The organism is Rhodococcus sp. NPDC056743 (assembly GCF_042790355.1).
Taxonomy (GTDB): domain Bacteria; phylum Actinomycetota; class Actinomycetes; order Mycobacteriales; family Mycobacteriaceae; genus Rhodococcus_F.
The window spans coordinates 302,664-329,074 of record NZ_JBHTZI010000011.1 but is presented as its reverse complement, the minus strand read 5'-3'; the positions used below and the strand labels follow the sequence as shown (position 1 = coordinate 329,074).

Here is a 26,411-nt window from a genome sequence, read left to right as displayed (position 1 = left end):
TTCCCCGCACAAATTTTGAAACGATGGGGGGTTGTCTAGCCCTTTTGCACTATTTACCACCCGGTCTAGTTGGGGGGGGCCCCACCCAACCCGCCCGCCCGCGAACCCAGAGGTTCGCGGCCGTCGCTGCCGGTCAGACGATTACAGAAGTGGTACCTCGACTAGAGCGTGACAACCATCTTGCCGGTGTTCGCGCCGCGCATCAGATCGATGAACGCCTGCGGGGCGTTGTCGAGACCTTCGACAATGGTCTCGTCCCACGCAATCTTGTTGTCGGCGAGCCACCCCGCCATGTGGGTGCGGAATTCAGGGCTGAGATGGCGGTAGCCGCCAACCAGGAATCCGCGCAGTGTGAGCTGCTTGCCGATCGCTGCCGCCAAGTTGTGCGGGGCAGTGGGCTTTTCGGTGGTGTTGTATTGAGCGATGGCGCCGCACATGGCGATTCGGCCACCGGAGTTCATAGCATCGATCGCAGCCTCGAGGTGCTCACCGCCGACGTTGTCGAAGTAGACGTCGATGCCGTCGGGCGCCGCAGCAGCAAGAAGTTCGGTGACCGGTCCGTCGTGGTAGTCGAACGCGGCATCGAAGCCGAGTTCGAGAAGACGAGCAACCTTGGCCGGAGAACCCGCGCTACCGATCACACGCTTGGCACCCAGGAGCTTTGCGATCTGGCCGACCAGTGATCCGACGGCTCCTGCTGCGCCGGAGACGAATACGGTGTCACCTTCTTTGAACTCGGCCACAGCGGTCAGACCCGCGTACGCGGTCAAGCCCGTCATGCCGAGCGCGCCGAGGTAGGCCGTGGCCGGCGCAATGGACGTGTCAGCGGGAGTTGCCGCTGCCCCGTCGAGAATCGCGTACTCACGCCAGCCGAGGCCGTGGACAACAACGTCTCCGACCGCCCGATCGGCGGCCTTCGAGGCGATAACCTCACCGACTGCACCACCGTCGAGCGCTGCGCCGATCTGGAAGGGCGGCAGATACGACTTCACGTCGTTCATGCGTCCACGCATGTACGGGTCGACCGAGATTGCGATGTTGCGCACCAGGATCTGGCCGTCTTCGAGTTCGGGAAGCGTGACTTCGACCGTCGAGAAGTTCTCGGGGGTCGGCCAGCCGTTCGGCCTGGACGCCAGATGGATCTCGTGGCTGATTGTGGGGGTGGAGCTCATTAATCGTCCTTACTTACTTCGAGGGTGACCTCGATGTTGCCGCGAGTTGCGTTGGAGTACGGGCACACCTGGTGTGCCTTCTCCGTCAGCTCGACGGCCTGTTCATGGGGCAAATGTGGGAGTGAAACTTCAAGTGTCACAGCAAGTCCGAAGCCGCCGGCGTCGTTCGGGCCGATGCCGACGCGTGCGCCCACCGCAGAATCTGCGACATTGGCCTTCTCTGCTCGGGCAACCATTTGCAGTGCAGAGTGGAAGCACGCCGCATAACCGGCGGCAAAAAGCTGCTCGGGATTGGTGCCGTCGCCGCTGCCGCCCATTTCCTTCGGGATGGCCAGGCCGAGATCGAGGCGTCCGTCGGAGGTGCGGGCGTGGCCGTTGCGACCTTCGCCGGTGGCCAGTGCTTCTGCGGTGTACACGATGTTCATGGCTTCTTCTTTCCGTCGACAGCGTTCGATGTTTGAAGGTTCTTGCCTAGTCGGACGAGGACTTCCCGAAGTTTCACCAGTTCTTCGAGATCAAGTCCCGTCGACTCGGCGAGCGTGCGGGGTATCTCTTCTGCCTTGCTGCGCAGTGACACGCCACTCTCGGTCAGATGGATCTCGACGCGGCGCTCGTCGCTGGTCAGACGTCGGCGCTCGATGAGTCCTGAGCTTTCGAGTCGCTTGAGCAGTGGGGAGAGGGTGCCCGTGTCGAGATCGAGTGCGTCGCAGATATCTCGAACCCCGCGGCCGTCACGTTCCCAGAGTGTCAGCAGGACCAGATACTGGGGATAGGTAATCCCCAAGTCCTCCAGCATGGTTCGGTAAGCGGCCGTAGTTGCTCGCGACGCCGAGTAGAGGGCGAAGCAGAGCTGGTGTTCGAGGGCGAGCGGGTTGGTCACAAGAAAGACTGTAGCGCACAGTTTGATTGTGCACAACTAAATGGTTCACAATATTTTCCGTGACTCCTCGATCAGGTGGATCGTTCACGGAGTATTGACACGACCGCCACCTGGCCGACGCGTGTGCACGGTACTTCTGAACGATGACTGATTCGACGGAATACGACTTGGTCGTCATCGGCTCCGGTCCTGGCGGGCAGAAGGCAGCCATCGCGGCCGCCAAGCTGGGCAAACGGGTGGCGATGGTGGAGAAAGGCAACATGCTCGGGGGAGTGTGCGTCAATACCGGCACCATCCCGTCGAAGACGCTGCGCGAGGCGGTTCTCTACCTCACCGGCATGAATCAGCGAGAGCTGTACGGCGCCAGTTATCGGGTGAAGGGAAACATCACGCCCGCAGACCTGTTGGCCCGAACCCAGCATGTGATCACCAAAGAAATCGAAGTGGTGAGATCACAACTCCTCCGTAACCGCGTCGAGCTGCTCGTCGGGGTCGGATCGTTTGTCGATGAGCACACGATTCTGGTCGAGGATGCGTCACGCGGAGACAAGATGACCATCACCGCAAAGTTTGTCGTGATCGCCACGGGCACATTGCCCGCGCGCCCGACCGGGTTTCTTTCGACGGCCATCGAGTCCTCGATTCCGACGGCATCCTCGATCTCACATCCATTCCGGGCACCATGGTTGTGGTCGGTGCGGGGGTTATCGGCATCGAGTACGCGTCGATGTTCGCGGCGCTGGGAACCAAGGTCACCGTTGTCGAGAAGCGAGCGTCGATGCTGGATTTCTGTGACCCGGAGATCATCGAATCGCTCCGATACCATCTTCGGGATCTGGCGGTGACGTTTCGATTCGGCGAGGAAGTGACGGCCGTCGACGTCGGCGCCAACGGAACGCTCACGACACTCGGCAGTGGCAAGCAGATCCCGGCCGAGACCGTCATGTATTCGGCTGGACGCCAGGGCCTCACAGCTCCGCTGGCACTCGAGAACGCCGGGCTGGAGGCTGACGATCGCGGGCGAATTTACGTGGACGAGAACTTCCGCACCAAGATCGAACACATCTATGCAGTGGGTGATGTCATCGGATTCCCAGCTCTGGCAGCCACATCCATGGATCAGGGGCGACTGGCGGCCTATCACGCTTTCGAAGAACCTGGCGCGAAGTTGATGGATTTGCAGCCGATCGGTATCTACTCCATTCCCGAAGTGTCGTACGTCGGTGCCACGGAAGTGGACTTGACCGAGGAATCGGTGCCGTACGAGGTAGGGGTGTCCCGCTACCGCGAACTCGCACGCGGACAGATTGCCGGCGATACCTACGGAATGCTGAAAATTCTCGTCTCCACGGACGATCTCAAGCTGCTGGGTGTACATATTTTCGGCTCAGGTGCAACGGATCTCGTACACATCGGGCAAGCGGTTATGGGCTGTGGGGGAACCGTCGAGTATCTCGTCGATGCCGTCTTCAACTACCCGACGCTGTCCGAGGCATACAAGGTCGCGGCCCTCGACGTGATGAACAAGATCAGGGCTCTCAAGCAGTTCCAGTAGACAACGAGGTTTCAGCAGACAACGTGGTCAAGTGATGGTGAAGGCGGTTGATCGACGGATTTCCGACAGTGCGCCGGCCTTCGAGCCGCACCCGGCTCGGAGTGGTGCCGTAGAAAGCGTCGAATGCTCGCACGAACTGCGGCTTGGACGTGAATCCCCAACGCCGCGAGATCTCTTCGACGGACACGTTCTCGGAACCCGATGTGGTCAGTTCGCGGTACGCCTGCTCCAGCCGTTTCCGGCGGATCACTTGCGCAATCCCGCCGTCGTCGTTGAACGCGCGGTAGAGCTGCGCCCGGGAGACCGTCAGCGCAACGCAGATCGTTGTGGGGCTGAGCCAGCTCTCGCCGAGATGATCGAGAATGTAGGTCAGTGCACGCGCTCGAAGATCCTCGGGAGGTGCCCGAAATGAGCGCTCGGGTGCAACCTGCCCCACGGTGGCTTTCAGCAGCGATTCGACAACGTCTTCGTACTGCGCCGCCGCAGCGAAGTCGAGGTGTGGGAGCGCCTCCGAGATCGATTGCAAGCACTGCGAGAAAACCACTGCCGGCACGCCTGTCAGAACGGTGCCGTGCAGGGAGCGGCCGCGTGACGGGGTCTCGACCAGTGAACGGGGCACAACCAGACTGACCGCGCGGGCAGTGCGCCGCGGGTGCGTCCGGACACTCGCTCGAAGCGGTTTCCCCAAATCGATGAATGACACCTCGTGGGGCTGGACGACGAAGTTGACGCCGTCCGCGTCACCGCTCATCGCGCCGGCTGTCCACCCCTGGACCAAGTAGTGATCGTCGAGTTCGCTTTCCGTGATCAGCCGACGGTTGCGCACGTAGTTCTGGCTGCTGAAGGTGGTCTCGCCGATGAGTGACGTACCGGTAGCCGTCCCGAACATCGTTCCGTGGAGTGGGGCGTCTCGACTCGATCGTTCGGTGAGATAGAAGGGGCGAGTAGCTGCGCGCCAGTAGTCGTCACGGTCCACCGCGTCCACAAATTCCGTGGATACGTCAATCCGGGGGTCATTCATCGGCACGCCGGGATGCTATGCGAAAGACGCCTGGTCAAAGGGTCTTTCCGCGAAATAGATGTCAAAAGTGATCGACGACACATAATGAGACAAAACGGTCATCAAGTGGAGACGGTGTGTACTCGCTTTGCGGTGGACAGGCACCTATGGTCGATAATGTGAGTCGATCTGTGTGGATTTTCTGCTCTGGCCAGGGGTTTGTCTCCTGGCTTCGGGGCTCGTCCGCAGTAGGCGTCGCGTAGTGCCCGGATCGAAGTCCGGTCCGATGGACCGCAAGCCCAGAAGTCGAGTTTCCGTGCGCCGCAGGTTGCTGGGGGCCACGTCGTCGACGCCCCGCGCTCGACTCGTCAAGCTCATGCAATCGCCTTCGGGATTGACTGTTCTCGACGCTCCCCGTGGATTCGGCAAAACCGCTCTTGCCGGGTTGTGGTTGTCGGCTCCGACGCCATTGCTCAATCGGCCGGTGGTGTGGGTGCCGGCACCGGGTGCGCGCACAAACCACGTCGACTACTGGAACAGAGCACTGACCGTAATCCAGGATACCTGCGAGGCAGTTCCGCGACCTGCGGGTGATCACCAGCACCCGGAACGAGAGATGCGCGAGTATCTTGCTGCGTCGACTGTGCCGTTCGTGGTGGTGTTCAACCGCGTCGATCTGATCGAGGGGGACGGCCTCGGCGAGCGGCTCACCGCCTTGATCGACGATGTCCCTGGGTTGAAAATAATTGTCACACTGCAAGATCGAGCGTCCGTTGAAGTCCTCGACAACGTTCTCGTCAACGAGTACCTCTCGGTGGACGATTTGCGGTACACGCCCGAGGAAGCAGTCACGTTGTTTTCCGGAGCCGGCATTGTCTTGCCTGCCAATGATGTTCACTCGATCTGTCAGCGGCTGGCGGGTGTACCCGCGCTGATGAAGCTGGCCGTGGAAGTCGTGAGCGGACTTCCGGAGCGCTCTCGCAGCCGCGAATTGATCCGGCAACGCATTGATCTGGCTCTCTACGGGTACACAAAGCGTCAGGTACCGCCAGGGGCCGAGAACTCCGAGTTGGCGAGATTCACCCGGCAGCTCGCGCCGGCGCGGACGGTTACCGTGGAGATTGCGCAGTTGCTGGCCCCGGGGATCGACGTTGTCCCGCTGTTGAATCGACTCGAATCGACGGGTGTGCTGTTCCGCGACCGGCAACTGCCCCGCTGGCACTGCGCTCCCGCGGTTCGTGACGCACTGATGAGGATCGACGACGAGGCCGGCGGCGCTTCCGGAGAACGTTTACTCCTGCTCTCTCGATATTGCCTCGGGCGCTCCGATATCGCGGGCGCGGTCCACTACGCAATCGACGCGCAGGAATGGGACGAAGTCGCCGACATTCTCAACCGACATTGGGCTGATCTCCTGGTGGAGCACGCCGGTTTGCTCCGAAAAGCCATGTGGTCCATGCCTGGCGAGATCATGTCGGCAAACCGTTCCATGCGGGTCGGACGCGACATGCTGGAATTGCGGTTGCGTACGCCGTCGACGGATTGTGGTACGCGTGGCGCGGCGGCTTCGGAATTTGTGGACGTCGACGCTGCGACTGACACGCTTGCCCGACTCAACAGCGGAACCGTTCAAATTGTCGTGCTGCGCGCATCGGGGGAGTACCGCCGTTCGGCCGACGTCGCCCGCAATCTCGTCCGTATCGCGGACAACCTGAGCGTTGCCCAGATCAGCGAGTTCAGGCGTCAGCTTCCAGCTCTGCGCCTGATCTGGGGTGTGGCATTTCAACTTGTCGGCAGTGTCGACGATGCCGCAATGCAGCTGGCTACCGCGTACCGGGATTCGCTCGAACATGGTCCACGATTTGTCGCTCGACATTCAGCCGGCAGCGCTGCGCTCAATGCGGCTCTGCGAGGTGACCTTTCGGAGGCGTCCCAGTGGCTTCGCGTCGAAGGTGACTTTCCTGACGTCGCAGGATGGTTGGGCCCACCGTCCCACATCGGCGGCGCAATCGCCAGGGTCTTGGTTGCGGTGGATACGTTGGATTTTGCCGCGGCGGCCGCGGCCATCGACGTTCTCGACGGTATCTCACCGGCCGGCGACGCATGGGCCTTCGGAGCGTATGCCCGGACGCGGTGGTCATTGGCCAGGCGTGATCCCTTCGCGGGGCTGGTTACTCTGCAACGTGCCGGCGCCGCAAACGAATCGCCAGTCAGCTGCGACGCCTCGGCCGGCGTCGCAATCCTGAGCGCCGCGCGCATCGATCTGCTCTTGGCAGCGGGCGAAGGTGCCAAGGCAACCAGCGAGGCTGCTGTTCTCGGGAACCGCATGCCGATAGTTCAGGTCTCGGTGGCACGTGCGTACCTGCTGACCGGGAATCCTGAACGTGCCTTGCAGGTGTGCAGGGAAATCGACTGGAGCGCAGATTTCTACCCGAGGGCTCAGGCGGAGGCGACGCTGGTCGAGGCCGCGGCATATCACAGCGTGGGCGAGTGGTCGGATGCTGTCGATTCCTGGTCCAGGGCTTGCGAATTGGTCGAACAAACGGGTGCTCTGTCTGCATTCTCGACCATTCCACGACGAGTGATCGAGGATCTCGAATCGCGCACACAATCACGTGAGCGCGCTGTTGTCGCCTTTCTCGAATCCGCAGCGGTAGAGATTTACCCCGCTACGATCGAACGCCTCGTCCTGAGCAGGCGTGAAGCAGAAGTGCTCCGCGGATTGTCGGACGGGCTTCCCATCGCCGATATCGCCCGGAAACTGTTTGTCACCCAGAACACGATGAAGAGTCATGTTCGACGGTTGTACAAAAAGCTCGGTGTACATTCGCGGGACGAAGCAGTTGCTGCAGCGCACCGGCTCTCCTTGCTTGACGTAGAGCCGGAGCGCCAACGGTCCTCACCGTAGATTTCCTCACCGCAGATTGGTCTCCGCATACACGGTCATTGCGTCTCGGATCAGTTCTGCCGTACCCGGACCGTAGATGTCGTAGTTGGCGCGGAATCGTGGATCGTCGACGTACATCCGCCCGAGTCCGGTAAATGCGTCGGCGCTGGGGGTCTTTCCCTGCCAACCGGTTTCGACCCAGGTGAACTGGCGGTGGGTGATCTCCTGGACGGTCTCTGATTCGGGACGGAGTCCGTCTGCGGCGGCTTTGCCGAAGGCAGCGGCGATCTCCTTGTGGGTGTTCAGGTGAGACTTCTTGTCCTGCTCGGATTTCGAGCGCCACCATGCGTCGCTGCTGGTGTATGCGTCGGAGCCCCAGCGTTCGATCACCTCGTCCTTGTAGTGTGCGTGGTCGAAACCGTCGAAAACCTCTTCGGGCACGAGTGGTAGTCCTTTCTCGGTCTTTCTCAATGTCGTTGTCACCGAATCGATCTGACGTTCGATCCGGGCACGTTCTTGCTCGAGTAATTCGAGGTGAGTGTGTAGGGCGGTTGCTGTGTCTCGTTCGCCGCCCAGGATCTCCGCTATAGCCGGCAGGCCCAGGCCGAGTTCACGCAACAGCAGGATCCGCTGCAGTCGAATCAGCGCGGCGTTGTCGTAGAAGCGGTATCCGCCTGCCCCGGTTCGATGGGGTTTCAGCAATCCCACGTCGCCGTAGTGACGCAGGGTTCTGCTGGTGGTACCCGCAGCCTTGGCAAGCTCCTGGATGGACCATTCGGACACTGTTTTTCACTCCTTGCTTGATCGGCGACGCTGTCTGTCCAGTATGTAAGTTGACGTAGCGTCAAGGTCAAGGGGAATTTCGCACCTGATTTCCGCAGTCGTCACGAACCTGTCTCCAGCTGACCGATTCGATGAACTAACCGGGGTGATCCAGCTCACTTGATGATCGTAATGAATAGTTCAAAGGCCCTCTGTTGACGCTTTCTCATACCTCGATAACGATCACCTGAACAGAACGAAATGTGCTGAAGACAGGAACGGTGGTCACGATGACTGAACTGGTGTCGGGCGTAGCCCAGACCAAGCCCTATGACCTCGACGATCGGTACCGGTCGGGATCGGGCCCGGTGCTGCTGACCGGTGTTCAGGCAATCGCCCGCGGCTTCGTCGAACAGCATGTCCGCGACATCCGCGCAGGCAAGCGGATCGCCACCTTTGTCTCCGGATATCAAGGGAGTCCCCTCGGTGGGGTGGACAAGATGCTCCACGGGATGCCCAAGGTGCTGGCCGAGCACGACATCACCTTCATTCCCGGCTTCAACGAGGAACTTGCGGCCACCGCGGTATGGGGAAGCCAGACGGACCTCCCGGCCGGGACCGCGACCCACGACGGCGTGACCGGCGTCTGGTACGGCAAGGGGCCCGGCGTCGACCGCGCTACCGACACCATTCGCCACGCCAACATGTACGGTGTGAACCCCAAGGGGGGCGTCGTCCTACTGGTGGGCGACGACCCGGCGTCGAAGTCCTCCACCGTTCCTGCCGTCAGTGAGCGCTCGCTTGCCGCGATGGGTGTGCCGGTTCTGTTCCCGCGCAATGCCGAAGAGATCATCACGATGGGTATGCACGCCGTTGCGCTCTCGCGTGTCTCCGGTTGTGTCGTGGCTCTGAAGATCGTCGCCGACGTCGCCGACGGTGCCTGGACGATCGACGGCAGCATCGCGGACTTCGACATCGTGGTTCCGGAGGTGCAGTTCGAGGGCAAGCCGTTTGTCTACAAGCAGCGCCAGATGGCAGCGCCGCCGGACAGCGTCATCGCCGAGGCCGATCTGTACGGACCGCGGTGGGATCTGGTGCACGCCTACGGCGCCGCGAACAAGCTTGATGTGATCGAAGTTGATCCGACGGGCGCCAAGATCGGAATTGCGGCTACCGGAACCACTTTCGACTCCGTCCGTCAGGCCCTGGCAGATCTGGGTGTCGACGACGCGGCCCTGCACCGTGCGGGAATTCGCCTGCTCCGTATCGGTATGCCGTACCCGGTGGTGGGGGAGTCGGTGCGTGAGTTCGCAACTGGGCTCGAGCAGATCATCGTGGTCGAGGACAAGACGGCATTCATCGAGGCTCAGATTCGCGAGATCCTCTACGGAATCGAAGATGCTCCTCGCATTATCGGCAAGCGCGACGGCCAGGGGCGACTCCTGATGCCTGCGAGCGGCGAGCTCACCGCAGGTCGGTTGCTGGCCCCGCTTCGGCGCGTGTTGAAGCCGCACGTCGAGCTCAAGCGCACCCTGCCGGCCCCGCTGTCGCTGAACGTGCTGTCCGCCAAGCGAACCGCGTACTTCTGCAGTGGGTGCCCCCACAATCGTTCCACCGCTATCCCCGAGGGTTCCATCGGCGGCGGCGGAATCGGTTGCCACACACTCGTCACCATGTCCGGCCGCGAGGACAGCGCTGTCACCGGTTTGACGCAGATGGGCGGCGAGGGCAGCCAGTGGATCGGGCAGGCACCGTTCACCGACGTGCCTCACCTGTTCCAGAACATCGGCGACGGCACCTTCTTCCACTCCGGTCAGTTGGCTGTCCAGGCGTGCATCGCTGCAGGCGTGAACATCACCTACAAGTTGCTCTACAACGAGGTAGTGGCGATGACCGGTGCACAGGACGCGGAAGGTGCCCTCTCCGTAGCGCAGCTCACCCACAAGCTGACCACCGAGGGCGTCAAGCAGATCATCATCTGCGCTGACGAACCGGGCCGGCACAGCAAGCGCGCCCTGGCGAAAGGCACCAAGCTCTGGCACCGTGATCGCCTCGACGAGGCTCAGAAGGAGCTTCGTGAGATCAAAGGCGTCACAGTCCTGATCTACGACCAGCACTGTGCGGCCGACGCTCGTCGTCAGCGCAAGCGTGGCACGCTGCCCACCCGCAACACCCGCGTCGTCATCAACGAGGCAGTGTGCGAAGGCTGCGGTGACTGCGGTGTGAAGTCGAATTGCCTGTCGGTTCAGCCGGTGGACACCGAGTACGGCCGCAAGACGAAGATCGACCAGACGTCGTGCAATACCGACTACACCTGCATGGACGGCGATTGTCCTTCGTTTGTCACCGTCGAACTGGTTCCAGGCAAGAAGGCTCCCAAGGCCGCTCGTCCCGTCCCGCCCGTTGTCGCAGATCCTGATCTCGGCCCGCTCACCACAACCCAGAATGTCTTCCTCGCCGGTATCGGCGGCACCGGCATCGTCACCGTCAACCAGGTGCTCGCTACCGCAGCACTGCGCGCCGGCCTCGAGGTCGAGAGTCTGGATCAGATCGGTCTCAGTCAGAAGGCCGGACCCGTTGTCTCGCATCTGCGTTTCAGCGCGGGAACGCTCGAGCCGTCCAACCGGCTCACTCCGGGCAGCGCCGATTGCATCGTTGCCTTCGACCTGTTGACCGCGACCGACAACAAGAACCTCGACTACGGCACCTCCGAGAAGACGGTCTCCATCGCGTCGACGTCGCAGACGCCGACCGGAGACATGGTCTACGACAAGGCTGTTCGCTACCCCGAGGAGACTTCACTGCTCGCCCGCCTCGACAAGGTCTCGCGCACCCTACGCTCCTTCGACGCCCTTGCAGCGGCACAGGAACTGTTCGGAAACACTGCAGCAGCCAACTTCCTGCTGATCGGTGCGGCGTACCAAAGCGGGGGACTCCGTCTGCCGGCCGAGTCCATCGAAGAGGCGATTGGCATCAACGGTGTTGCCGTGGAAGCAAATATCGCCGCCTTCCGCTGGGGCCGCGCGGCGATTGCCGACACGATTGCCTTCGAGGCAGTCACGACACCTGCCAAGTCCGTCCGCACACCCCTCGTGGCGCCGGCACACATGTTCGCCGGGACCACCTTGGCGGGTGAAACTCTGCGACTGGTGGAACTGCGTGCCGCGCAGTTGATCGAGTTCCAGTCCGTCGAGATCGCTGCGCGCTACATCGACCAGGTCCAGGCAGTGTGGACCGCCGAGCGTGCCGCAACCGAGCGCACCGACTTCAGTGAAGCGGTCGCCCGCGGCCTGTTCAAGTTCACCGCGTACAAGGACGAGTACGAAGTTGCCCGCATGCTGGTCGATCCCGCTTTCATCGAAGACGTCAAGTCTCAGGTGCCTGCGGGTGAGAACCTGACATACAAACTGCATCCGCCGATTCTCAAGGTGATGGGACGCAAGAAGAAGATCGGTCTCGGACCCAAGTCGCATGTGGCGCTGAAGGTTCTGGCCAAGGGCAAGAAGCTCCGCGGTACCAAGCTCGATCCGTTCGGTTACATGCATGTCCGCAAGGTCGAACGCGAACTGCTCGAACAGTACGAGACCATGGTCGCGGATCTGTCCCGGGCTTTGAGCGTCGACGGTTACGACCGCGCCGTGGACATCGCCGCCCTGCCTGACATGGTTCGTGGTTACGAGGACGTCAAACTCGGCAACGTCGAACTGTACAAGGCGCGTCTGCGTGAATTGGGTATCGACGGCTGACTCGGTACGAGGGCTGACTCGGTTCGAGGGATGACTGTGCCCCGGCAACCACTGTGTTGCCGGGGCACAGTTGTGTTCCCTGGCCGTGTGTTCTCTGACTGGGGAAGGCGATCCTTGACCTTGACGCTAGGTCATGGTTGACACTGGAGGCATGCGAATAGGACAGCTCGCGGAGGCGGCTCAGACCACCCCGAGGACGGTGCGGCACTACCACCGGCTCGGACTACTCGCGGAACCCGTCCGGCGGGCAAACGGGTACCGCGAGTACACGATGGACGACGTCGTGCGGTTGGTCCGCATACGCTGGTTGGCCGAGCGGGGTGTTCCGCTGGGTTCGATAGCGGCGTTGTTCTCCGCAGACACCTCGGAAGAAGGCGTGAGTGATACCGTCGCCGATCTGCGAGCGCTGATCGGGGCAGTGGAAGTCGAACAGGTAAAGCTGGCGCGTCGCCACGCCGGACTGACGTCGATGCTCGCGGACGCCGAGAGCGGTCGCATCGTCTCTGCTTTGCCCGCAGAAGTTGCGTCAGCTCTGACCGAGGCCGTCGATACCGCGTCGTCGCCGGGAGTGCGGCGCGCGCTCGAGCGTGAACGGGATCTTCTCGAGGTGCTCGCAATGACAGGAAGCGCTCCGGAACAGTTCCTACGCTCCTACGCGGTGGTGATCGCGGACGATCACAAGCGTGCCCGCTACGTTGCGCTGCTGTCGGAATGGTCGAGTATCGAAGGGAAGGAACCGGTTTCGGTCGAGAGCACGATAGAGCGGTTGTCGTGCAGCATCCTGGCCCAGTTCGACGAGCAGGCGATTGCGGACCTGAGAGCCCAGTCTGCGGAGTTCGGTCCCGGCCTGCCGATCTCGCTCGACGATGTTGTACCGGACCCGGCGCAACGTGAGGTAGTGCTGCGGGTTCAGTGCGCGCTCGTGGCGAGAATGGCAAGCGAAGGCGATGGGCGATGACACTCTCGGGCGCAAAATATCGGGCGCTGTGGCTCTGGCTTCGAGGCCGTGACGCAGTGATGGAGAAGGGCGCCGTCGCTGTTCGATCCAGTGGTGGATCATTAGTTCTTCCCGTGGCTTTCGGCGTCGCTACCGTCATCGAAATGGCGGTACTGCACCTCCTTGTGCCGTGGATGTGGCTCCGGGTAATTCTTGCAGTGGCATCGGTGTGGTCGGTGGTGGCGCTGTTCGGCTACCTGGCTTTGGATCGGGTTCACCCACACTTCGTGACGGCCACACGCTTCGTGGTGCGACAGTCCGGCGTAGTTGTCGCCTCGATCGACCGAGAGCTCATGGTGTCGGCCGCGCAAGTGCGCCGATTCGGTACGACAACACCGGAGATTGAAGGCAGCCGGTTGACTGTGCCGAATCTGGACGGCACCAACGTCGATGTGCTTCTGCGACAACCGATCCACGTCGAACTGCCCGCGTTGATCCCGCGTTATCGCCAGAGCGGATTGGTCGACAGAATCAGCCTGTACGTCGACGAACCCGCCGACCTGGTAGGTATTTTGGCGAAAGTGTCGTGAATGTGCTTGGGCTACTGCTGGTTTCGTGCGGTGTCGAGGTGCCGAACAGACCCGGCGACAACCGTCATCGCGATCTCTGTTGTGAGGAGTGAGTCGGCGCCTTCGGTGAACGGGTCTTGCTTCAGGACGACGAAGTCGGCTGCTTTGCCTCGAACGAGTTGTCCGGTCAGGTTTTCCCACCGGCAGGAGTACGCAGCGTCGCGAGTCGCGTGCGCCAAAGCGTCGGCAAGCGGAAGCGCGTACTGCGGAAGGTCGGGAGCAAGCGACGGATCGATGGCCGACCTCCGCGTGGTAGCGACGAACATGTTAGGCAGCGGCGGGTGCGGCGCTGTCGGAGCATCTGATCCCAATGCGAGAACCGCACCGGCCTCGGTGAATTCGGGCCACGGGTAGGCGCGGTTCACACGGTAGTCGCCGAGCATTGCCCGCCAGTTTTCTTGAATCACAGGATCCGCGTGGACCGGTTGCATCGAGGCGACGACGCCGAGTCGGGCAAGACGATTGACGTTGTCCTTGGTGATCGACTCCAGGTGTTCCATCCGGTGCCGCCTGGGAATGTCTCCGTTGGTGGCGATCGCGTATTCGAGCGCGGTCAATCCGATCTCCGACGCCTCATCACCGACGGCGTGCATGGCAATTTGCAGGCCTGCGGCGTCAGCGGCGGTCACGACGGGTATCAAGGACTCCAGATCCCAGATGGGTTCGGCGTTGGTCCCATCCGAATACGGCTCTTTCATTGCGGCAGTGCAGCTGTCGATTACGCCGTCGATGATGATCTTGATTCCGGCAATGCGGAGCCACGGCCCTTGGATGCGTCTGTGGAGCTCGATGGCATCGTGAACTTGCCTGACGTTGTCGGCCTCGTTGTCCTCACGCGTCATCAGCCAGTGTGCAGCGACTCGTAGCGGCAGCGTTCCGTTCCCCGCTTCCAAAGCTCTTTCCAGCGAGTGCAATTCGTCCGGGCCGAGCGCCATGTCCACCGCGCCAGTCACGCCGTCCTCGAGATAACGGCGGAAGGCGAGCGCCAGCGCAGTGTCCCGGTCCTGGTCGGTTGCGAGTTCAGCCAGCTTCGGCCACACGTAGAGCATCACGGCGGTCTCGTACAACATCCCGGTCGCTTCTCCGGTTTCAGGGTCTCGGCCGATCCGACCGCCGATCGGGTCGGGAGTGTCGGCATCGATGCCGAGTTCTCGCAGGGCAGCGGTGTTAACCCAGACCGAATGAACGTCGTTGGCATCGAGATACACCGGACGGTCGGGCACCACAGCGTCGATCATCTCGCGTGTCGGATACTGCCCGTTCAGTGCCGAGAACAACCAACTGCGACCATGCAGACGCGGCGCGTCCGGGTTCGATTCGGCGAATCGCCGGATGCTGGACTGAATGTCGGCTAGATCGGTGGCATCGAGTAGATCGAGCTTCTGCAGCGCAAATCCCATCATGACCAAATGGGTATGGGCATCGACAAAACCGGGAAGTACGACTGCACCGTGGAGATCGACCACCTCGGCGTCAGGAGCCAGGATTTCGGCAAACACGGTTTCGCCTACGAATCTGAGCTGTTGATCCTCGACGACTATCGATTCGGCCCACCCGTCATCGGCAGCCGTGAAAATCTTCCCGTTGCGGTAGTGAGTGAAGCGCTCATTCATGACTTCTGCCTGCCCCTTACGCGATGACGGTGGTGGTGACAGCGGCAAACGGCGTGCGATGAGTGTCGTCGGTGCAATGGCTGTGGCACCGGAACTGGCGTCGCCGGTCTGTTTCTTGTTGCGAAGCTTATGCTTCCGCAATGGCTGAGATTGCGGAACGAACCCGCTACTTCGAGCGCTACGTGACTTTCATCGACGCGATTGTCGCCATCGCGATCACGCTGCTCGTTCTGCCGCTGGTCGAGTTGACCAGCGACCACCACGGCACCACGTCCGAACTGCTGCACGAAAACGCTGCGCAGTTCTACTCCTTCGCCCTGAGCTTTCTGGTGATCTTCCGCCTGTGGTGGTCGCAGCATCGACTTCTTCGTTTTGTGATCGACGCAGACAAGGTGGTTGTGCGCGGACTGGGGTTGTGGGTGCTGACCATCGTGTTCCTGCCCTTCCCGACGGCGCTGGTTGCAGCGCCCTCGCAGGACCTGGGAACCAGGGCTCTCTATATCGGGACGATGGCTGCCAGCGCGGCGTGCCTGGCGGTGGTCGCGTGGGGTCTGGTCCGCAACCCGTCGTTGAGTGAGGAGGGTGCAAAACCGAATTTCACGGCCGAGGTTGTCACGTTCCTGATACTGGTGGTGGCGCTGCTCCTCAGTGTGCTCGTTCCGGTGACGTCGTACTTCCCGCTGTTTCTTCTCCTACTCTCGACGCCGATCGAGAAGCTGTGGGATCGAGTGGCGTCGAAGGTGAAATGAGCTAGGGCATGTCTGATAAACACCGCGTCCACGCGATGACTGCATTCAAGACCGCCATCGGCAGTCCGTAGCCGTCGACGAGCTGATGGATTTTCGTTGAGAGGCCGCCCCGCGAGCGGCCGAGTCACCCGGACATCATCGGCTACTCACTGGTCTCGCATCGAGAGTCGATTGCCGTTGACATCCCGATTGGCGGCCGCGCGCCGGGCTAGGCTGCGTGCGTGTCGAGAGCAGTGTGGTGGGTCTCCGTGGGGGCTGCGTTGGCCTTCACCGTGTGGGTCGGGACCTCGTGGACGATGGCTGAAGTGTCGTTTGCATGCTCGAAGACCGGCGCGAGCGGATCCTCCTTTCGGTGCGATGACCGCATCATCCACGTGCTGGGAGTCTGGCCGCTGATCGGCCTGGGACTGCTGCTCGCGACACCACCTGTGGTGGCTGCATTAGCAGTGCGAAAGTGGGTCTCCTGGTTGGCTGTCGCCGCACTCGTTGGTTTGTCCATCGCCGGGCTGGCGAACTGGACCTCTTTCTGGGGATCGCTGCTCTTCGCTATCCCCCTGACGGCCCTTGGATCGGTCGCCACCGTAATGCAGAGGCATCCTGCACCCGGGAACATAGACATGCCCTAGTCGATGCGTGAAGCTCGTTTTGCCGTTCGACGGTGTTTTTCGAGAGCTGGTACCGATCTTCGTCCGATAGGTGTTGAAAGAAATCTGAGCCCGCGGGAATTGATCGAGGCTCACGCACGTTACTTGAGTCAGTAACGCTCAACTTTCTATTAGGAGGCTTCGGAATGCCAGCATTCTTCGGGCCCGAGGGTCCCGGTCGCATCGACCTTTCCCGGCTCATGAGCAGGGCCACCCAGCAACTCATGGCTGAGGCTGCTCGCGCAGCGTCTGCTCGCGGTGATTCGGATCTCGATGCACTGCACGTTCTCCGCGTCATGGCGGAGCAGGACCCAGTCCGCACGCTCATGCAGCGCGCCGGGGCCGACCCGAAAGCCGTGGTCGAGGCAATCGACCAGCGGCTGCCGCAAGGCCGTGAGCAGGGTGGCTTCGCTGCACCCACACTCAGCAGCGCCGTCAAGACTGCGCTGCTCGAGGCACATCAAGTGGCCCGGGCGCTCGGGTCGACATACATTGACCCAGAACACCTTTTCATCGCATTGGCGGGTGACCCGGATCACGCCCCCGGTCGTCTGCTCGCTTCCGCCGGTGTAACGCCGGAGAAGCTGCAGAATGCCGTTCGGAATCCGAATGCACCGGCCGAGGAGAGTGACTCCGCGACTCCGATGCTCGACAAGTTCGGAGTGGATCTCACCGATCGCGCCCGCAACGGCGGCGTCGATCCGGTGATCGGCCGCGCCGACGAGATCGAACAGACCATCGAGATCCTTTCCCGCCGTACCAAGAACAACCCGGTTCTGGTGGGTGAAGCCGGTGTCGGTAAAACCGCCATCGTGGAGGGACTGGCTCAGCGCATCGTCGACGGTGAAGTGCCGGACTCGTTGGTGGGCAAGAGAATCGTCCAGCTCGAACTGTCCAGCATGGTCTCGGGTACTCGGTACCGCGGTGACTTCGAGGAACGCCTCACCAAGGTCATCGACGAGATCACTGCGCACAAGGACGAGCTGATCGTCTTCATCGACGAGATGCACACCATCGCCGGTGCCGGTGGCGGCGCCGAGGGTGCGATGGATGCCGGAAACATCCTCAAGCCCAAGCTCGCTCGTGGTGAACTACACATCGTGGGCGCCACAACCCTCGACGAGTACCGCAAGCACATCGAGAAGGATCCCGCTCTCGAGCGTCGCTTCCAGCCTGTCCAGGTGGGGGAGCCGTCGATCGAGGACGCCATCGCGATCTTGAGTGGCTTGCGTAGTCGCTACGAGGATCACCACAAGGTGCATTACACCGACGAGGCGATCACCGCTGCGGTGGAACTGTCGGCGCGCTACATCGGCGACAGGTTCTTGCCGGACAAGGCAATCGACCTGATCGACCAGGCCGGCGCGCGACTCCGTCTCAAGACGGCCACCGTCGATACCGCTGCTCTGCAGCAGCGTCTCGAGCAGCTCGAAAGCGACAAGGAGAAAGCCGTCGCCGACGAACTGTACGAGAAGGCGTCGCAGCTGCGTGACGAGATCAACAATGTCACGAAGCGTCTCGAAAAGGCAGGAACCCAGGCTCCCGTCGCCGAGGAAACTCCGGACGTGACTGCGGAGCAGATTGCCGAAGTTGTCGCTCGCGCAACGGGTATCCCGGCCAGCCAGATGACTCAGGCCGAGAAGGATCGCCTGCGTCGGTTGGAGGAGGAGCTGCACAGCCGTGTGGTCGGTCAGGACGATGCTGTTCGCGCAATCGCGCGCGCCGTGCGTCGTAGCCGTACCGGTATGAGCGACCCGAATCGCCCCGTCGGTAGCTTCCTGTTCCTCGGACCCACCGGTGTCGGTAAGACAGAGCTGGCAAAAGCTCTGGCTGCCACACTCTTCGGTGACGAGAACAAGATGCTGCGCTTCGACATGAGCGAGTTCGGTGAGAGGCACACGGTCAGCAGGCTGGTCGGTGCACCTCCCGGATACGTCGGCTACGGCGAGGCCGGACAGCTCACGGAACAAGTGCGTCGTAACCCGTACTCGGTGATCCTGCTCGACGAGATCGAGAAGGCGCACCCGGACGTGTTCAACACCTTGCTCCAAGTGCTCGACGACGGACGACTGACCGACGGTCAGGGCCGAACGGTGGACTTCAAGAACACCGTCGTGATCATGACCAGCAACCTCGGCTCCGACATCATCTCGAGCAAGTCCGGTGGCCTCGGCTTCATCACCGGCGATGCCGAATCGGCTGAGAAGCCGCTGCGGGATCGCGTGATGGCTCGCCTGCGCGAGTCGATGCGGCCCGAGTTCCTCAACCGTATCGACGAGATCGTGATCTTCCGCAAGCTCGATACCGAGCAACTGCACCGGATCACGGACTTGTTGCTCGAGGACAGCCGTAAGCGACTGCAGTCCAAGGGTATCGAGATCGAGTTCACAGCGGACGCCGTGGACTGGATCGCCGAGCACGGGCACCAGCCCGAGTTCGGGGCCCGGCCGCTGCGCCGCTCGATCCAGCGAGTGGTCGACGACAAGATCGCCGACATGCTGCTCGACGATCTCCTCGAAGAGGGCGGCAGCATCACCGTCGCCGTCGACGAGGGTGAGTTGGTGTTCAGCTAGGGGCAGAGCCCACGTGCGCCTTTCCGGTAGTGAACGCTACCGGGAGGGCGCACAGCCGTGTCGCGCCCAGGATCTCCGCAGCCAACGCGTCGTTGTGGCGAAAGAACCCCGCATTGGTGCGTGGACGCGGGAATGCCGCAGACCAGTTGTGGCCCGCGACCCACGGTCCGACCGCGAATCGGCGGGGATGGACTGTGTTGTCGGCGTGGCGGACTCGCGACGTCCCGTCCACAGCCAGCTTTGCGGCACTGTCGGGCGTGGCTCGTAGCTCAACTGCCTCGCCGCGGCTGTGCAGAGAACGCAGTAGTGCGTCGCCGCTTGCGCTGATGGAGGCAACGGGCAAGCGCGCTTCGATGAGGGTGCGCGTAGCCACGATGTCGGTATGAGATGCGCTGCGCGCGACAAACAGTCCGTCTCCGGTCGACGGATCTATCTCGGTGGAGAAGACGGTGTCGGGGCCCAGAAACTGCACTACGCCTGCTTCGTTGAGTGCCAGCAGTTGCTCGAGTCGCTCCGGTGGCGGACCACTGGCAATGAAGCTGAAGAAGGAATGCAGCCAGCCCTCGACGTCCTTGGCGACCGATTCCGCTGGAATTCGGCCACGGCGCAACAACTCTCCGACGGTCATGTACGACGACAGCAGTGCCGAGAAGACGGCGGCATCGGCGCTGAAATACGGGTCCGATCTGCGCGAAATATCGGCTCTGACGTATTCACCGATCCGTTTCTGAACTGCATCCAATCCGTCGTAGCGTTCGTTGCCGAGGGGACGATTGAGCCGCTCCAGGTCGATTCGGTCTTCCGCTTTCGGTACGGCGTTCTCGATCAATTCGTCCAGACGCGGTGATCCCCAACTGAGCGAGGAAAATTCGGAGTCGAACTCTTCCCACGTGCCCACGGTCCGTTCCGGATGTGCAGCAAAAAGTTCGTAATAGTGGGCGCCCGCCAGTTCTTTCGAGGCCAACGGCCAGATATCTTCGCGGAAGTCGAGTGGGCCGTCGCCCGGTACAAGATCTGCGGTGAAGAACTTCGGTAGCGGTGGTCGAGCGTCTTCGATCGAGTACGAGATCTTGGAGTGGTAGGGAACTCCTCGGCGAGATCCTGCATACAGCAGAGGTTCCCGACCTGACGGTGAGTACACGAGGCTGCCGTTGTCGGCTCGTTCGAAGACGCCACCGCGACTCTCGGCGAGGAGAACCATCCAGTCGATGAACGCCAGCCCGAGGCCCGCGATCAACACCGGCTCACCTTCGGCAATGACGTCGGCGTCGAGGTCTGCGGTGTATCCGGGTCCGACGTAGGTCAAGTGGTGTTCGGAGGAGAAGTCCCGCAGTTGAATTTCCCGCGGAGCAGCCAACGCGTCCGGATGGCCCTGAGCCAACAGGACACCTGTTGCTTCGATCACGTCACCGTTGTCCAGATGGACGATTTGCGCACCGTCCGTGTCCTCGATGTCGACCACTGATCGACGATGAATCCGAACGTCGACGTGCAGCGGTGCCGAGTCGACAGCCGACTGGAATACCCAATGCAAATAGCGGCTTTGCAAGGATCTCGACGCAAACGACGCGGGTGTGACGGTCGGTACCTCGTCCGCGATTTCGGGAAAAGCGCGGAGCTCCTCCGCGTTCTGGGCGACCCACTCGGCCAGGGTCGGACCTGGCACGATCGGACCGTCGACGGTTGTCGTGCTGTCGGTGAACATCGTGACATCGGCGGTGGTGGAGTTCATCCACAAGAGTGGGGCTTGGCTGCCACGCCAGATACGTCCGGCGCCGGCTGGATACGGGTCGACCACATGAATCTCGAGCGGCGTGGGGTCTGTGTTCACCGCCTCCTGCGCGAGGATGCGTTCGAGTACTCCGGTGCCTCGAGGACCGCCGCCCACGATCACGATGACTGCGGCATTCCGCACTGACGTGCGGGGTCGGTCGGCGTTCACGAATCCTCCATCGGACCTGGCAGAAAGCACCCACACCTCGATAAGAGGGGGTTGCTGCGACGTCGGGGAGCCAGGACTCTCGATCGCTCGAAGATGGTTGAGTCCCAGTGTTATCCGTGGAGGGTTGTGTGGCAAGGATTTTCGGACATCGGATCAGCCTGAATCAAACTGTTGTCACGATCACTCCTGCGGATAAGGTAGATGGCTACTGCTGTTTTCGCTCACCGATACCGGTCGGCCCAGCTGAGGAAACGCGCGTTGAGCGCACGACGGTCGGTCGCACACCTTGCATCCTGCCCCGATCGGAACGATGGTAGCGGGGTCATCTGTCTGAATGCCGCGTGAATAGACCATGCGGTCGGCGTAGGCGATGTCGCAGCCGAGCCCGATGGCAAAATTGCGCTCCGGGGCAAGATAGCCGAGGCCGCCGCTGTGAGTGGTGCGCGCAATCCACAGATACGTTCGCCCGTCCGGCATCCTCGCGACCTGGGTGAGGATGCGGCCCGGGCCGGCGAATGCTTCGTGCACCACCCACAGAGGGCAGCTTCCGCCCACCCTTGAGAAGTGGAATGCCGTGGCGGACTGACGCTTCGAGATGTTTCCGGCGCGATCGGTTCGCACGAAGAAGAAGGGTATGCCCCGTTGTCCGTGCCGCTGCAGAGTGGAGAGTCGGTGACAGATCGTCTCGAACCCGACCTCGAATTTCAGACTCAGAAGTTCGATGTCGTAGCGCAGTTTCTCGGCAGAGTTCAGGAAGTGCGTGTAAGGAAGCAGTAGCGCACCGGCAAAATAGTGGGCCAGCCCGACGCGGGCCAGCGCAGCCGATTCTGCGGTCAACGATTCATCTTCTGCCACAATCGAATCAATGAGATCTGCCTGGGTGAAGAAGGCCAATTGCATGGCGATCTGGAAGGCGCGTTGCCCCGCGGAGAGCCTGCGGGCCAGGGTGAGAATCGACTTGTCGGCGGCGTAGAACCGTTTGGGCCCCAACTTGTCCGGCTCATCGGTGCGGATTCGGACCGTAACGCCGTGTTGATCGCGCAGCAGCCTGGCCAGCTGAAGATCGAGTGCTCCGATGGACAGTGCGTTGTCGACGAACAGTCTCTCCGCGGCGTCGTCGAGGGCTGAGATGTGATTGCGGCGATCGTAGAAGAAGTCGCGGACCTCTTCGTACGGCATGGGCATCAAGGTGGTCTCGGGAACTGCATCACCGGATAACTGCGTGGAAAATTGATCGAGTTGCTCCGTCGCAGCATGCAACCGCCGGTGCAGCATCACCAACGTGCGTCCGACAGCCGGCATCCGCGCTACCAACTCGTCTACTTCAGCTAGGGATACCTCGCCGGATTCCGATGTCTCGGCAAGAGCTTCCTGGACGTCGGCAACCAGCCGGGCATCGGAGTCCGATGCGAAAAACTGGACGTCGAGGTCGAATTCGGAATTGAGTTTCAGCAGAACCGGGACTGTCAGCGGACGTTGGTCGTTCTCGAGTTGATTGACGTAACTCGGGGAGAGTCCGAGCACCTTCGCGAGCGCAGACTGTGACAGGTTGCGTTCGCCTCGAAGGCGTCGTAGACGGGCGCCCGCGTACATCTTTTTCATCGAATCTCCTCGGTACTGATGGAAGTTCACACTACCGAGGTGAAATTCGCAACGTTCGCAACTTTGCAAGGTCGCTGTTGCATAAATAGGCATGTGCAAGCTCTTTTGCAGGGTTCTCCGTGCTGCGTAGCGTGCAAATAGATACCGAAATACGTGGAAAGAGAATCATGAAGACGCATCTCGTACGCACTCGCCGTTCAGCCGAAGAGTTCCCCAAAGACGAGCATCTGGCGTGGAAGATCGCGGAAGTTGCGACCGATTCAGTCGAGGTCGCCGACGCGAGCGCCGACATGATCGTCAACCGAATCATCGACAACGCAGCGGTTGCCGCCGCCTCCCTCGTACGGCGTCCGGTGGTGAACGCGCGTGCCCAAGCGCAGTCGCATCCGTACACCCCTGGGGCCACCGTCTTCGGTATCCCCGGAACGTTCTCACCGGAATGGGCGGCCTGGGCCAACGGCGTAGCGGTTCGCGAACTCGACTTCCACGACACGTTCCTCGCAGCCGAGTACTCGCACCCCGGCGACAACATTCCGCCGATCCTCGCAGTCGCCCAGCACACGGGACGCGACGGCAAGGACCTGATCCGCGGACTCGCAACAGGCTACGAAATTCAGATCGACTTGGTTCGGGCTATCTGCCTGCACGAGCACAAGATCGACCACGTCGCACACCTCGGCCCCTCGGCTGCCGCCGGTATCGGAACCCTGCTCGGTCTCGACACCGAGACGGTCTACCAGGCGATCGGTCAGGCACTGCACCTGACGACGGCCACCCGTCAGTCCCGTAAAGGTGAGATCTCCAGCTGGAAGGCATACGCTCCCGCGTTGGCCGGCAAGGTTGCCGTCGAAGCTGTCGACCGCGCGATGCGCGGGGAAGGTGCACCTTCGCCGATCTGGGAAGGCGAAGACGGCGTCATCGCCTGGATGCTCGGTGGACCCGAGAAGGAATACCATGTCCCGCTGCCTGGCGCCGGTGAGAGCAAGCGCGCGATCCTCGATTCCTACACCAAGGAACATTCCGCCGAATACCAGAGCCAGGCTCCGATCGACCTCGCGCGTCGGATGCGCTCCCGCGTAGGTGATCTCGATCAGATTGCGTCGATCGTCCTGCACACCAGTCATCACACCCACGTCGTGATCGGCACAGGCTCCGGAGATCCGCAGAAGTTCGACCCCACCGCGTCACGCGAAACCCTCGACCACTCGGTGATGTACATCTTTGCGGTTGCCTTGCAGGACGGTACATGGCACCACGAGCATTCCTACGCTCCCGAGCGTGCACAGCGCCCGGACACGATCGAGTTGTGGAACAAGATCTCCACGCGTGAAGATCCCGAATGGACCCGTCGCTACCACTCGACGGATCCGGACGAGAAGGCATTTGGTGCTCGCGCCGAAATCACCTTGAAGAGCGGCGAGGTCATCATCGACGAACTGGCAGTTGCCGACGCTCATCCGCTCGGGGCGCGTCCCTTCGCTCGCGATCAGTACATTGCCAAGTTCCGCACCCTCGCCGAGGGCGTCATCGAGCCGAGCGAACAGGATCGCTTCCTCGACGCCGCCCAGCGCACAGCGCAGCTGAAGGCCGGCGAGCTCGATCAGCTCACCTTCACCGTTTCCGGCGACGTGCTCGCTCGGGCCCCCAAGGTCACCAAGGGGATCTTCTGATGACGGGCCTCATCGCCGCGTCGACGTCGGCAGCAGACAAGCGCGTCGCTTTCCGGGCAGGCTTGACGTCGAGCAAGATCCAACGTCTGCCCGGTGCGATTAACCCGTTGACAGCCAAGCTGATTCAGGAAATCGGATTCGAAGGTGTCTACGTGTCCGGCGGTGCGTATTCTGCCGGACTGGCGCTGCCCGATATCGGGTTGACCACGCTCACCGAGGTGGCCGGACACAGCAAGCAAATCGCTCGCGTCACCGACCTTCCGACGCTCGTCGACGCGGACACCGGATTCGGTGAACCCATGAGCGCTGCCCGCACGGTCACGATCTTCGAGGACGACGGCATTGCCGGTCTGCATCTCGAAGACCAGATCAACCCCAAGCGGTGCGGGCACCTCGATGGCAAGGCGATCGTGCCGACCGAGGACATGGTGCGCCGAGTACGCGCCGCAGTCTCGGCGAGGCGCGATCCGAATTTCGTGATCTGCGCTCGTACCGACGCCGCAGGAATCGACGGTATCGACGCCGCGATCGAGCGGGCAAAGGCATATGCCGACGCCGGAGCCGATCTGATCTTCACGGAGGCACTCGCCACCGAGGCCGACTTCGAGAAGTTCCGCGCCGCAGTCGATGTTCCGTTGCTTGCCAACATGACCGAGTTCGGAAAGTCGAATCTCCTCTCGGCGAAGACGTTGGAAGAGATCGGCTTCAACGCCGTCATCTACCCCGTGACCACCCTGCGTCTGGCGATGTTCGCCATCGAGAAGGGACTGCGCGAAATTCACGCAGAAGGCACCCAGGAGGGATTGCTCGGCGAGATGCAGCACCGCAGCCGGCTCTACGAAATTCTCGAGTACGAACGGTACAACGAATTCGACAGTGGCATTTTCAATTTCAGCGTGGAGGGGAGTAGGACATGACCGAACAGATTCCGACGATCTACAAGGGCTTAGCGGGAGTTGTCGTTGATACGACGGCTATCTCCAAGGTAGTGCCCGAGACGAATTCGTTGACGTATCGCGGTTACGCGGTGCAGGATCTTGCCGCCAACTGCAGCTTCGAAGAAGTTGCGTACCTGCTCTGGTACGGCGAACTACCGACTCCCGAACAACTCGAATTGCTTTGTCTGCGTGAGCGTGCGGCTCGGCGCGCCGATCGGTCACTGCTGTCACTGCTGTCGAAGATGCCCGACAACTGCCACCCGATGGATGTGGTTCGCACTGCCATCAGCTATCTCGGGGCCGAAGACCCGGCGGAGGACGACAATTCGGCGCAGGAGAATCTTGCCAAGGCCCTGCGCATGACGGCAATCCTGCCGACGATTGTCGCTGCCGATTTCCGTCGTCGTCGTGGCCAGGACCCCATCGCGCCGCAGTCCGAACTGGGTTTCGCCGAAAACTTCCTCACCATGTGCTTCGGGAGTGTCCCGGAACCGGCGATCGTGAAGGCCTTCGAAGTTTCGCTGATCCTGTACGCGGAGCACTCATTCAATGCTTCCACTTTCGCTGCCCGCGTGGTGACCTCGACGCTGTCCGACATCTACAGCGCCGTGACAGCGGCTATCGGTACGCTCAAAGGCCCGTTGCACGGCGGCGCAAACGAAGCCGTCATGCACGACATGCTCGAGATCGCAGACCCCGATCGTGCCGAGGCATGGATGTCGGCGAAGCTGGCAGCCAAGGACAAAGTGATGGGCTTCGGCCACCGTGTCTACAAGAACGGCGACTCGCGGGTTCCCACCATGAAACAGGCCCTCATCGACGTTGCGGAAGTAACCGACGGTGAGAAGTGGGTGCAGATGTACGAGATCCTCGAGAAGACGATGGTCAGTGCCACCGGCATCAAACCGAATCTCGATTTCCCCACGGGCCCGGCCTATTACCTCATGGGCTTCGACGTCGAGATGTTCACGCCGATCTTCGTGATGAGCCGGATCACCGGATGGACCGCGCACATCATCGAGCAAGGACAGTCCAATGCGTTGATCAGGCCGCTGAGCCAGTATTCCGGTGTGCCACAGCGCACCGTCGTCGCCTGAGACCTGCGTCGACGA

Annotated in this window: 18 protein-coding genes and 1 pseudogene; 11 read left to right on the top strand and 8 right to left on the bottom strand. The window is 61.7% G+C overall.

The window, feature by feature from the left end; genetic code table 11:
• Positions 1-161 precede the first annotated feature (161 nt).
• Genes ACFRFQ_RS25855 through ACFRFQ_RS25845 form a run of 3 tightly spaced genes read right to left on the bottom strand, consistent with a single transcriptional unit; the run spans position 162 to position 2,052 of the window.
• Positions 162-1,172 carry an NADP-dependent oxidoreductase gene (locus ACFRFQ_RS25855; RefSeq protein WP_378664133.1) on the bottom strand — a complete coding sequence of 337 codons (1,011 nt, stop codon included), beginning with the start codon at positions 1,170-1,172 and terminating at the stop codon, positions 162-164.
• Positions 1,172-1,597: an organic hydroperoxide resistance protein gene (locus ACFRFQ_RS25850; protein ID WP_033234010.1), complete on the bottom strand. Its 426-nt coding sequence runs from the start codon at positions 1,595-1,597 to the stop codon at positions 1,172-1,174. The genes ACFRFQ_RS25855 and ACFRFQ_RS25850 overlap by 1 nt, the downstream gene beginning before the upstream one ends.
• A complete protein-coding gene (locus ACFRFQ_RS25845; RefSeq protein WP_378664128.1) occupies positions 1,594-2,052 on the bottom strand; it encodes a MarR family winged helix-turn-helix transcriptional regulator in 459 nt (152 codons plus the stop codon). The genes ACFRFQ_RS25850 and ACFRFQ_RS25845 overlap by 4 nt, the downstream gene beginning before the upstream one ends.
• A 143-nt stretch (positions 2,053-2,195) precedes the next feature.
• Between ACFRFQ_RS25845 and sthA the strand changes: the two are divergent.
• A pseudogene (gene sthA / locus ACFRFQ_RS25840) lies at positions 2,196-3,607 on the top strand (Si-specific NAD(P)(+) transhydrogenase).
• On the opposite strand, the gene ACFRFQ_RS25835 reads toward sthA, so the two are convergent.
• Positions 3,591-4,628 (bottom strand): helix-turn-helix domain-containing protein, encoded by a 1,038-nt coding sequence (locus tag ACFRFQ_RS25835; RefSeq protein ID WP_378664188.1) that lies wholly within the window; start codon positions 4,626-4,628, stop codon positions 3,591-3,593. The pseudogene sthA and the gene ACFRFQ_RS25835 sit on opposite strands and share 17 nt — an antisense overlap.
• A gap of 241 nt (positions 4,629-4,869) precedes the next feature.
• On the opposite strand from ACFRFQ_RS25835, the gene ACFRFQ_RS25830 reads away from it, so the two are divergent.
• On the top strand, positions 4,870-7,515 hold the full coding sequence (locus ACFRFQ_RS25830; protein WP_378664126.1) for a LuxR C-terminal-related transcriptional regulator: 2,646 nt from the start codon (positions 4,870-4,872) through the stop codon (positions 7,513-7,515).
• Positions 7,516-7,521: 6 nt separating this feature from the next.
• On the opposite strand, the gene ACFRFQ_RS25825 is transcribed toward ACFRFQ_RS25830, so the two are convergent.
• Complete coding sequence (locus ACFRFQ_RS25825) at positions 7,522-8,277, bottom strand: TipAS antibiotic-recognition domain-containing protein (protein WP_378664123.1); 756 nt, start codon at positions 8,275-8,277, stop codon at positions 7,522-7,524.
• A gap of 269 nt (positions 8,278-8,546) precedes the next feature.
• Here ACFRFQ_RS25825 and ACFRFQ_RS25820 point away from each other — a divergent pair, with 269 nt between their 5' ends.
• The 3 genes from ACFRFQ_RS25820 (at position 8,547) to ACFRFQ_RS25810 (ending at position 13,529) form a co-directional block, all read left to right on the top strand.
• Positions 8,547-12,002: an indolepyruvate ferredoxin oxidoreductase family protein gene (locus ACFRFQ_RS25820; protein WP_378664120.1), complete on the top strand. Its 3,456-nt coding sequence runs from the start codon at positions 8,547-8,549 to the stop codon at positions 12,000-12,002.
• Positions 12,003-12,153: 151 nt separating this feature from the next.
• Entirely contained in the window at positions 12,154-12,960 is an 807-nt protein-coding gene (locus tag ACFRFQ_RS25815; protein WP_378664117.1) for a MerR family transcriptional regulator, read from the top strand.
• The gene (locus tag ACFRFQ_RS25810; RefSeq protein WP_378664114.1) at positions 12,957-13,529 is read left to right on the top strand and encodes a hypothetical protein; all 573 of its coding nucleotides are present in this window, start codon (positions 12,957-12,959) and stop codon (positions 13,527-13,529) included. Before ACFRFQ_RS25815 ends, ACFRFQ_RS25810 begins: the two co-directional genes overlap by 4 nt.
• An 11-nt stretch (positions 13,530-13,540) precedes the next feature.
• On the opposite strand, the gene ACFRFQ_RS25805 is transcribed toward ACFRFQ_RS25810, so the two are convergent.
• Positions 13,541-15,181: an amidohydrolase gene (locus ACFRFQ_RS25805; RefSeq protein ID WP_378664112.1), complete on the bottom strand. Its 1,641-nt coding sequence runs from the start codon at positions 15,179-15,181 to the stop codon at positions 13,541-13,543.
• A gap of 140 nt (positions 15,182-15,321) precedes the next feature.
• On the opposite strand from ACFRFQ_RS25805, the gene ACFRFQ_RS25800 reads away from it, so the two are divergent.
• From ACFRFQ_RS25800 to ACFRFQ_RS25790, 3 genes are all read left to right on the top strand, one after another.
• A complete protein-coding gene (locus tag ACFRFQ_RS25800; protein WP_378664109.1) occupies positions 15,322-15,930 on the top strand; it encodes a TMEM175 family protein in 609 nt (202 codons plus the stop codon).
• A 221-nt stretch (positions 15,931-16,151) separates the two neighbouring features.
• A complete protein-coding gene (locus ACFRFQ_RS25795; RefSeq protein ID WP_378664107.1) occupies positions 16,152-16,556 on the top strand; it encodes an ABC transporter permease in 405 nt (134 codons plus the stop codon).
• Between the two features lie 164 nt (positions 16,557-16,720).
• The gene (locus ACFRFQ_RS25790; RefSeq protein ID WP_378664104.1) at positions 16,721-19,147 is read left to right on the top strand and encodes an ATP-dependent Clp protease ATP-binding subunit; all 2,427 of its coding nucleotides are present in this window, start codon (positions 16,721-16,723) and stop codon (positions 19,145-19,147) included.
• On the opposite strand, the gene ACFRFQ_RS25785 is transcribed toward ACFRFQ_RS25790, so the two are convergent.
• A complete protein-coding gene (locus ACFRFQ_RS25785) occupies positions 19,140-21,089 on the bottom strand; it encodes an FAD/NAD(P)-binding protein (RefSeq protein ID WP_378664101.1) in 1,950 nt (649 codons plus the stop codon). The two genes, ACFRFQ_RS25790 and ACFRFQ_RS25785, sit on opposite strands and share 8 nt — an antisense overlap.
• 180 nt (positions 21,090-21,269) lie before the next feature.
• On the bottom strand, positions 21,270-22,691 hold the full coding sequence (locus tag ACFRFQ_RS25780; protein ID WP_378664098.1) for a short-chain fatty acyl-CoA regulator family protein: 1,422 nt from the start codon (positions 22,689-22,691) through the stop codon (positions 21,270-21,272).
• Positions 22,692-22,858: 167 nt separating this feature from the next.
• On the opposite strand from ACFRFQ_RS25780, the gene prpD reads away from it, so the two are divergent.
• Genes prpD through ACFRFQ_RS25765 form a run of 3 tightly spaced genes read left to right on the top strand, consistent with a single transcriptional unit; the run spans position 22,859 to position 26,396 of the window.
• Entirely contained in the window at positions 22,859-24,361 is a 1,503-nt protein-coding gene (prpD, locus tag ACFRFQ_RS25775; RefSeq protein ID WP_378664095.1) for a 2-methylcitrate dehydratase PrpD, read from the top strand.
• Complete coding sequence (gene prpB / locus ACFRFQ_RS25770; protein ID WP_378664092.1) at positions 24,361-25,278, top strand: methylisocitrate lyase; 918 nt, start codon at positions 24,361-24,363, stop codon at positions 25,276-25,278. Before prpD ends, prpB begins: the two co-directional genes overlap by 1 nt.
• Complete coding sequence (locus ACFRFQ_RS25765) at positions 25,275-26,396, top strand: bifunctional 2-methylcitrate synthase/citrate synthase (protein ID WP_378664090.1); 1,122 nt, start codon at positions 25,275-25,277, stop codon at positions 26,394-26,396. Before prpB ends, ACFRFQ_RS25765 begins: the two co-directional genes overlap by 4 nt.
• Positions 26,397-26,411 lie beyond the last annotated feature (15 nt).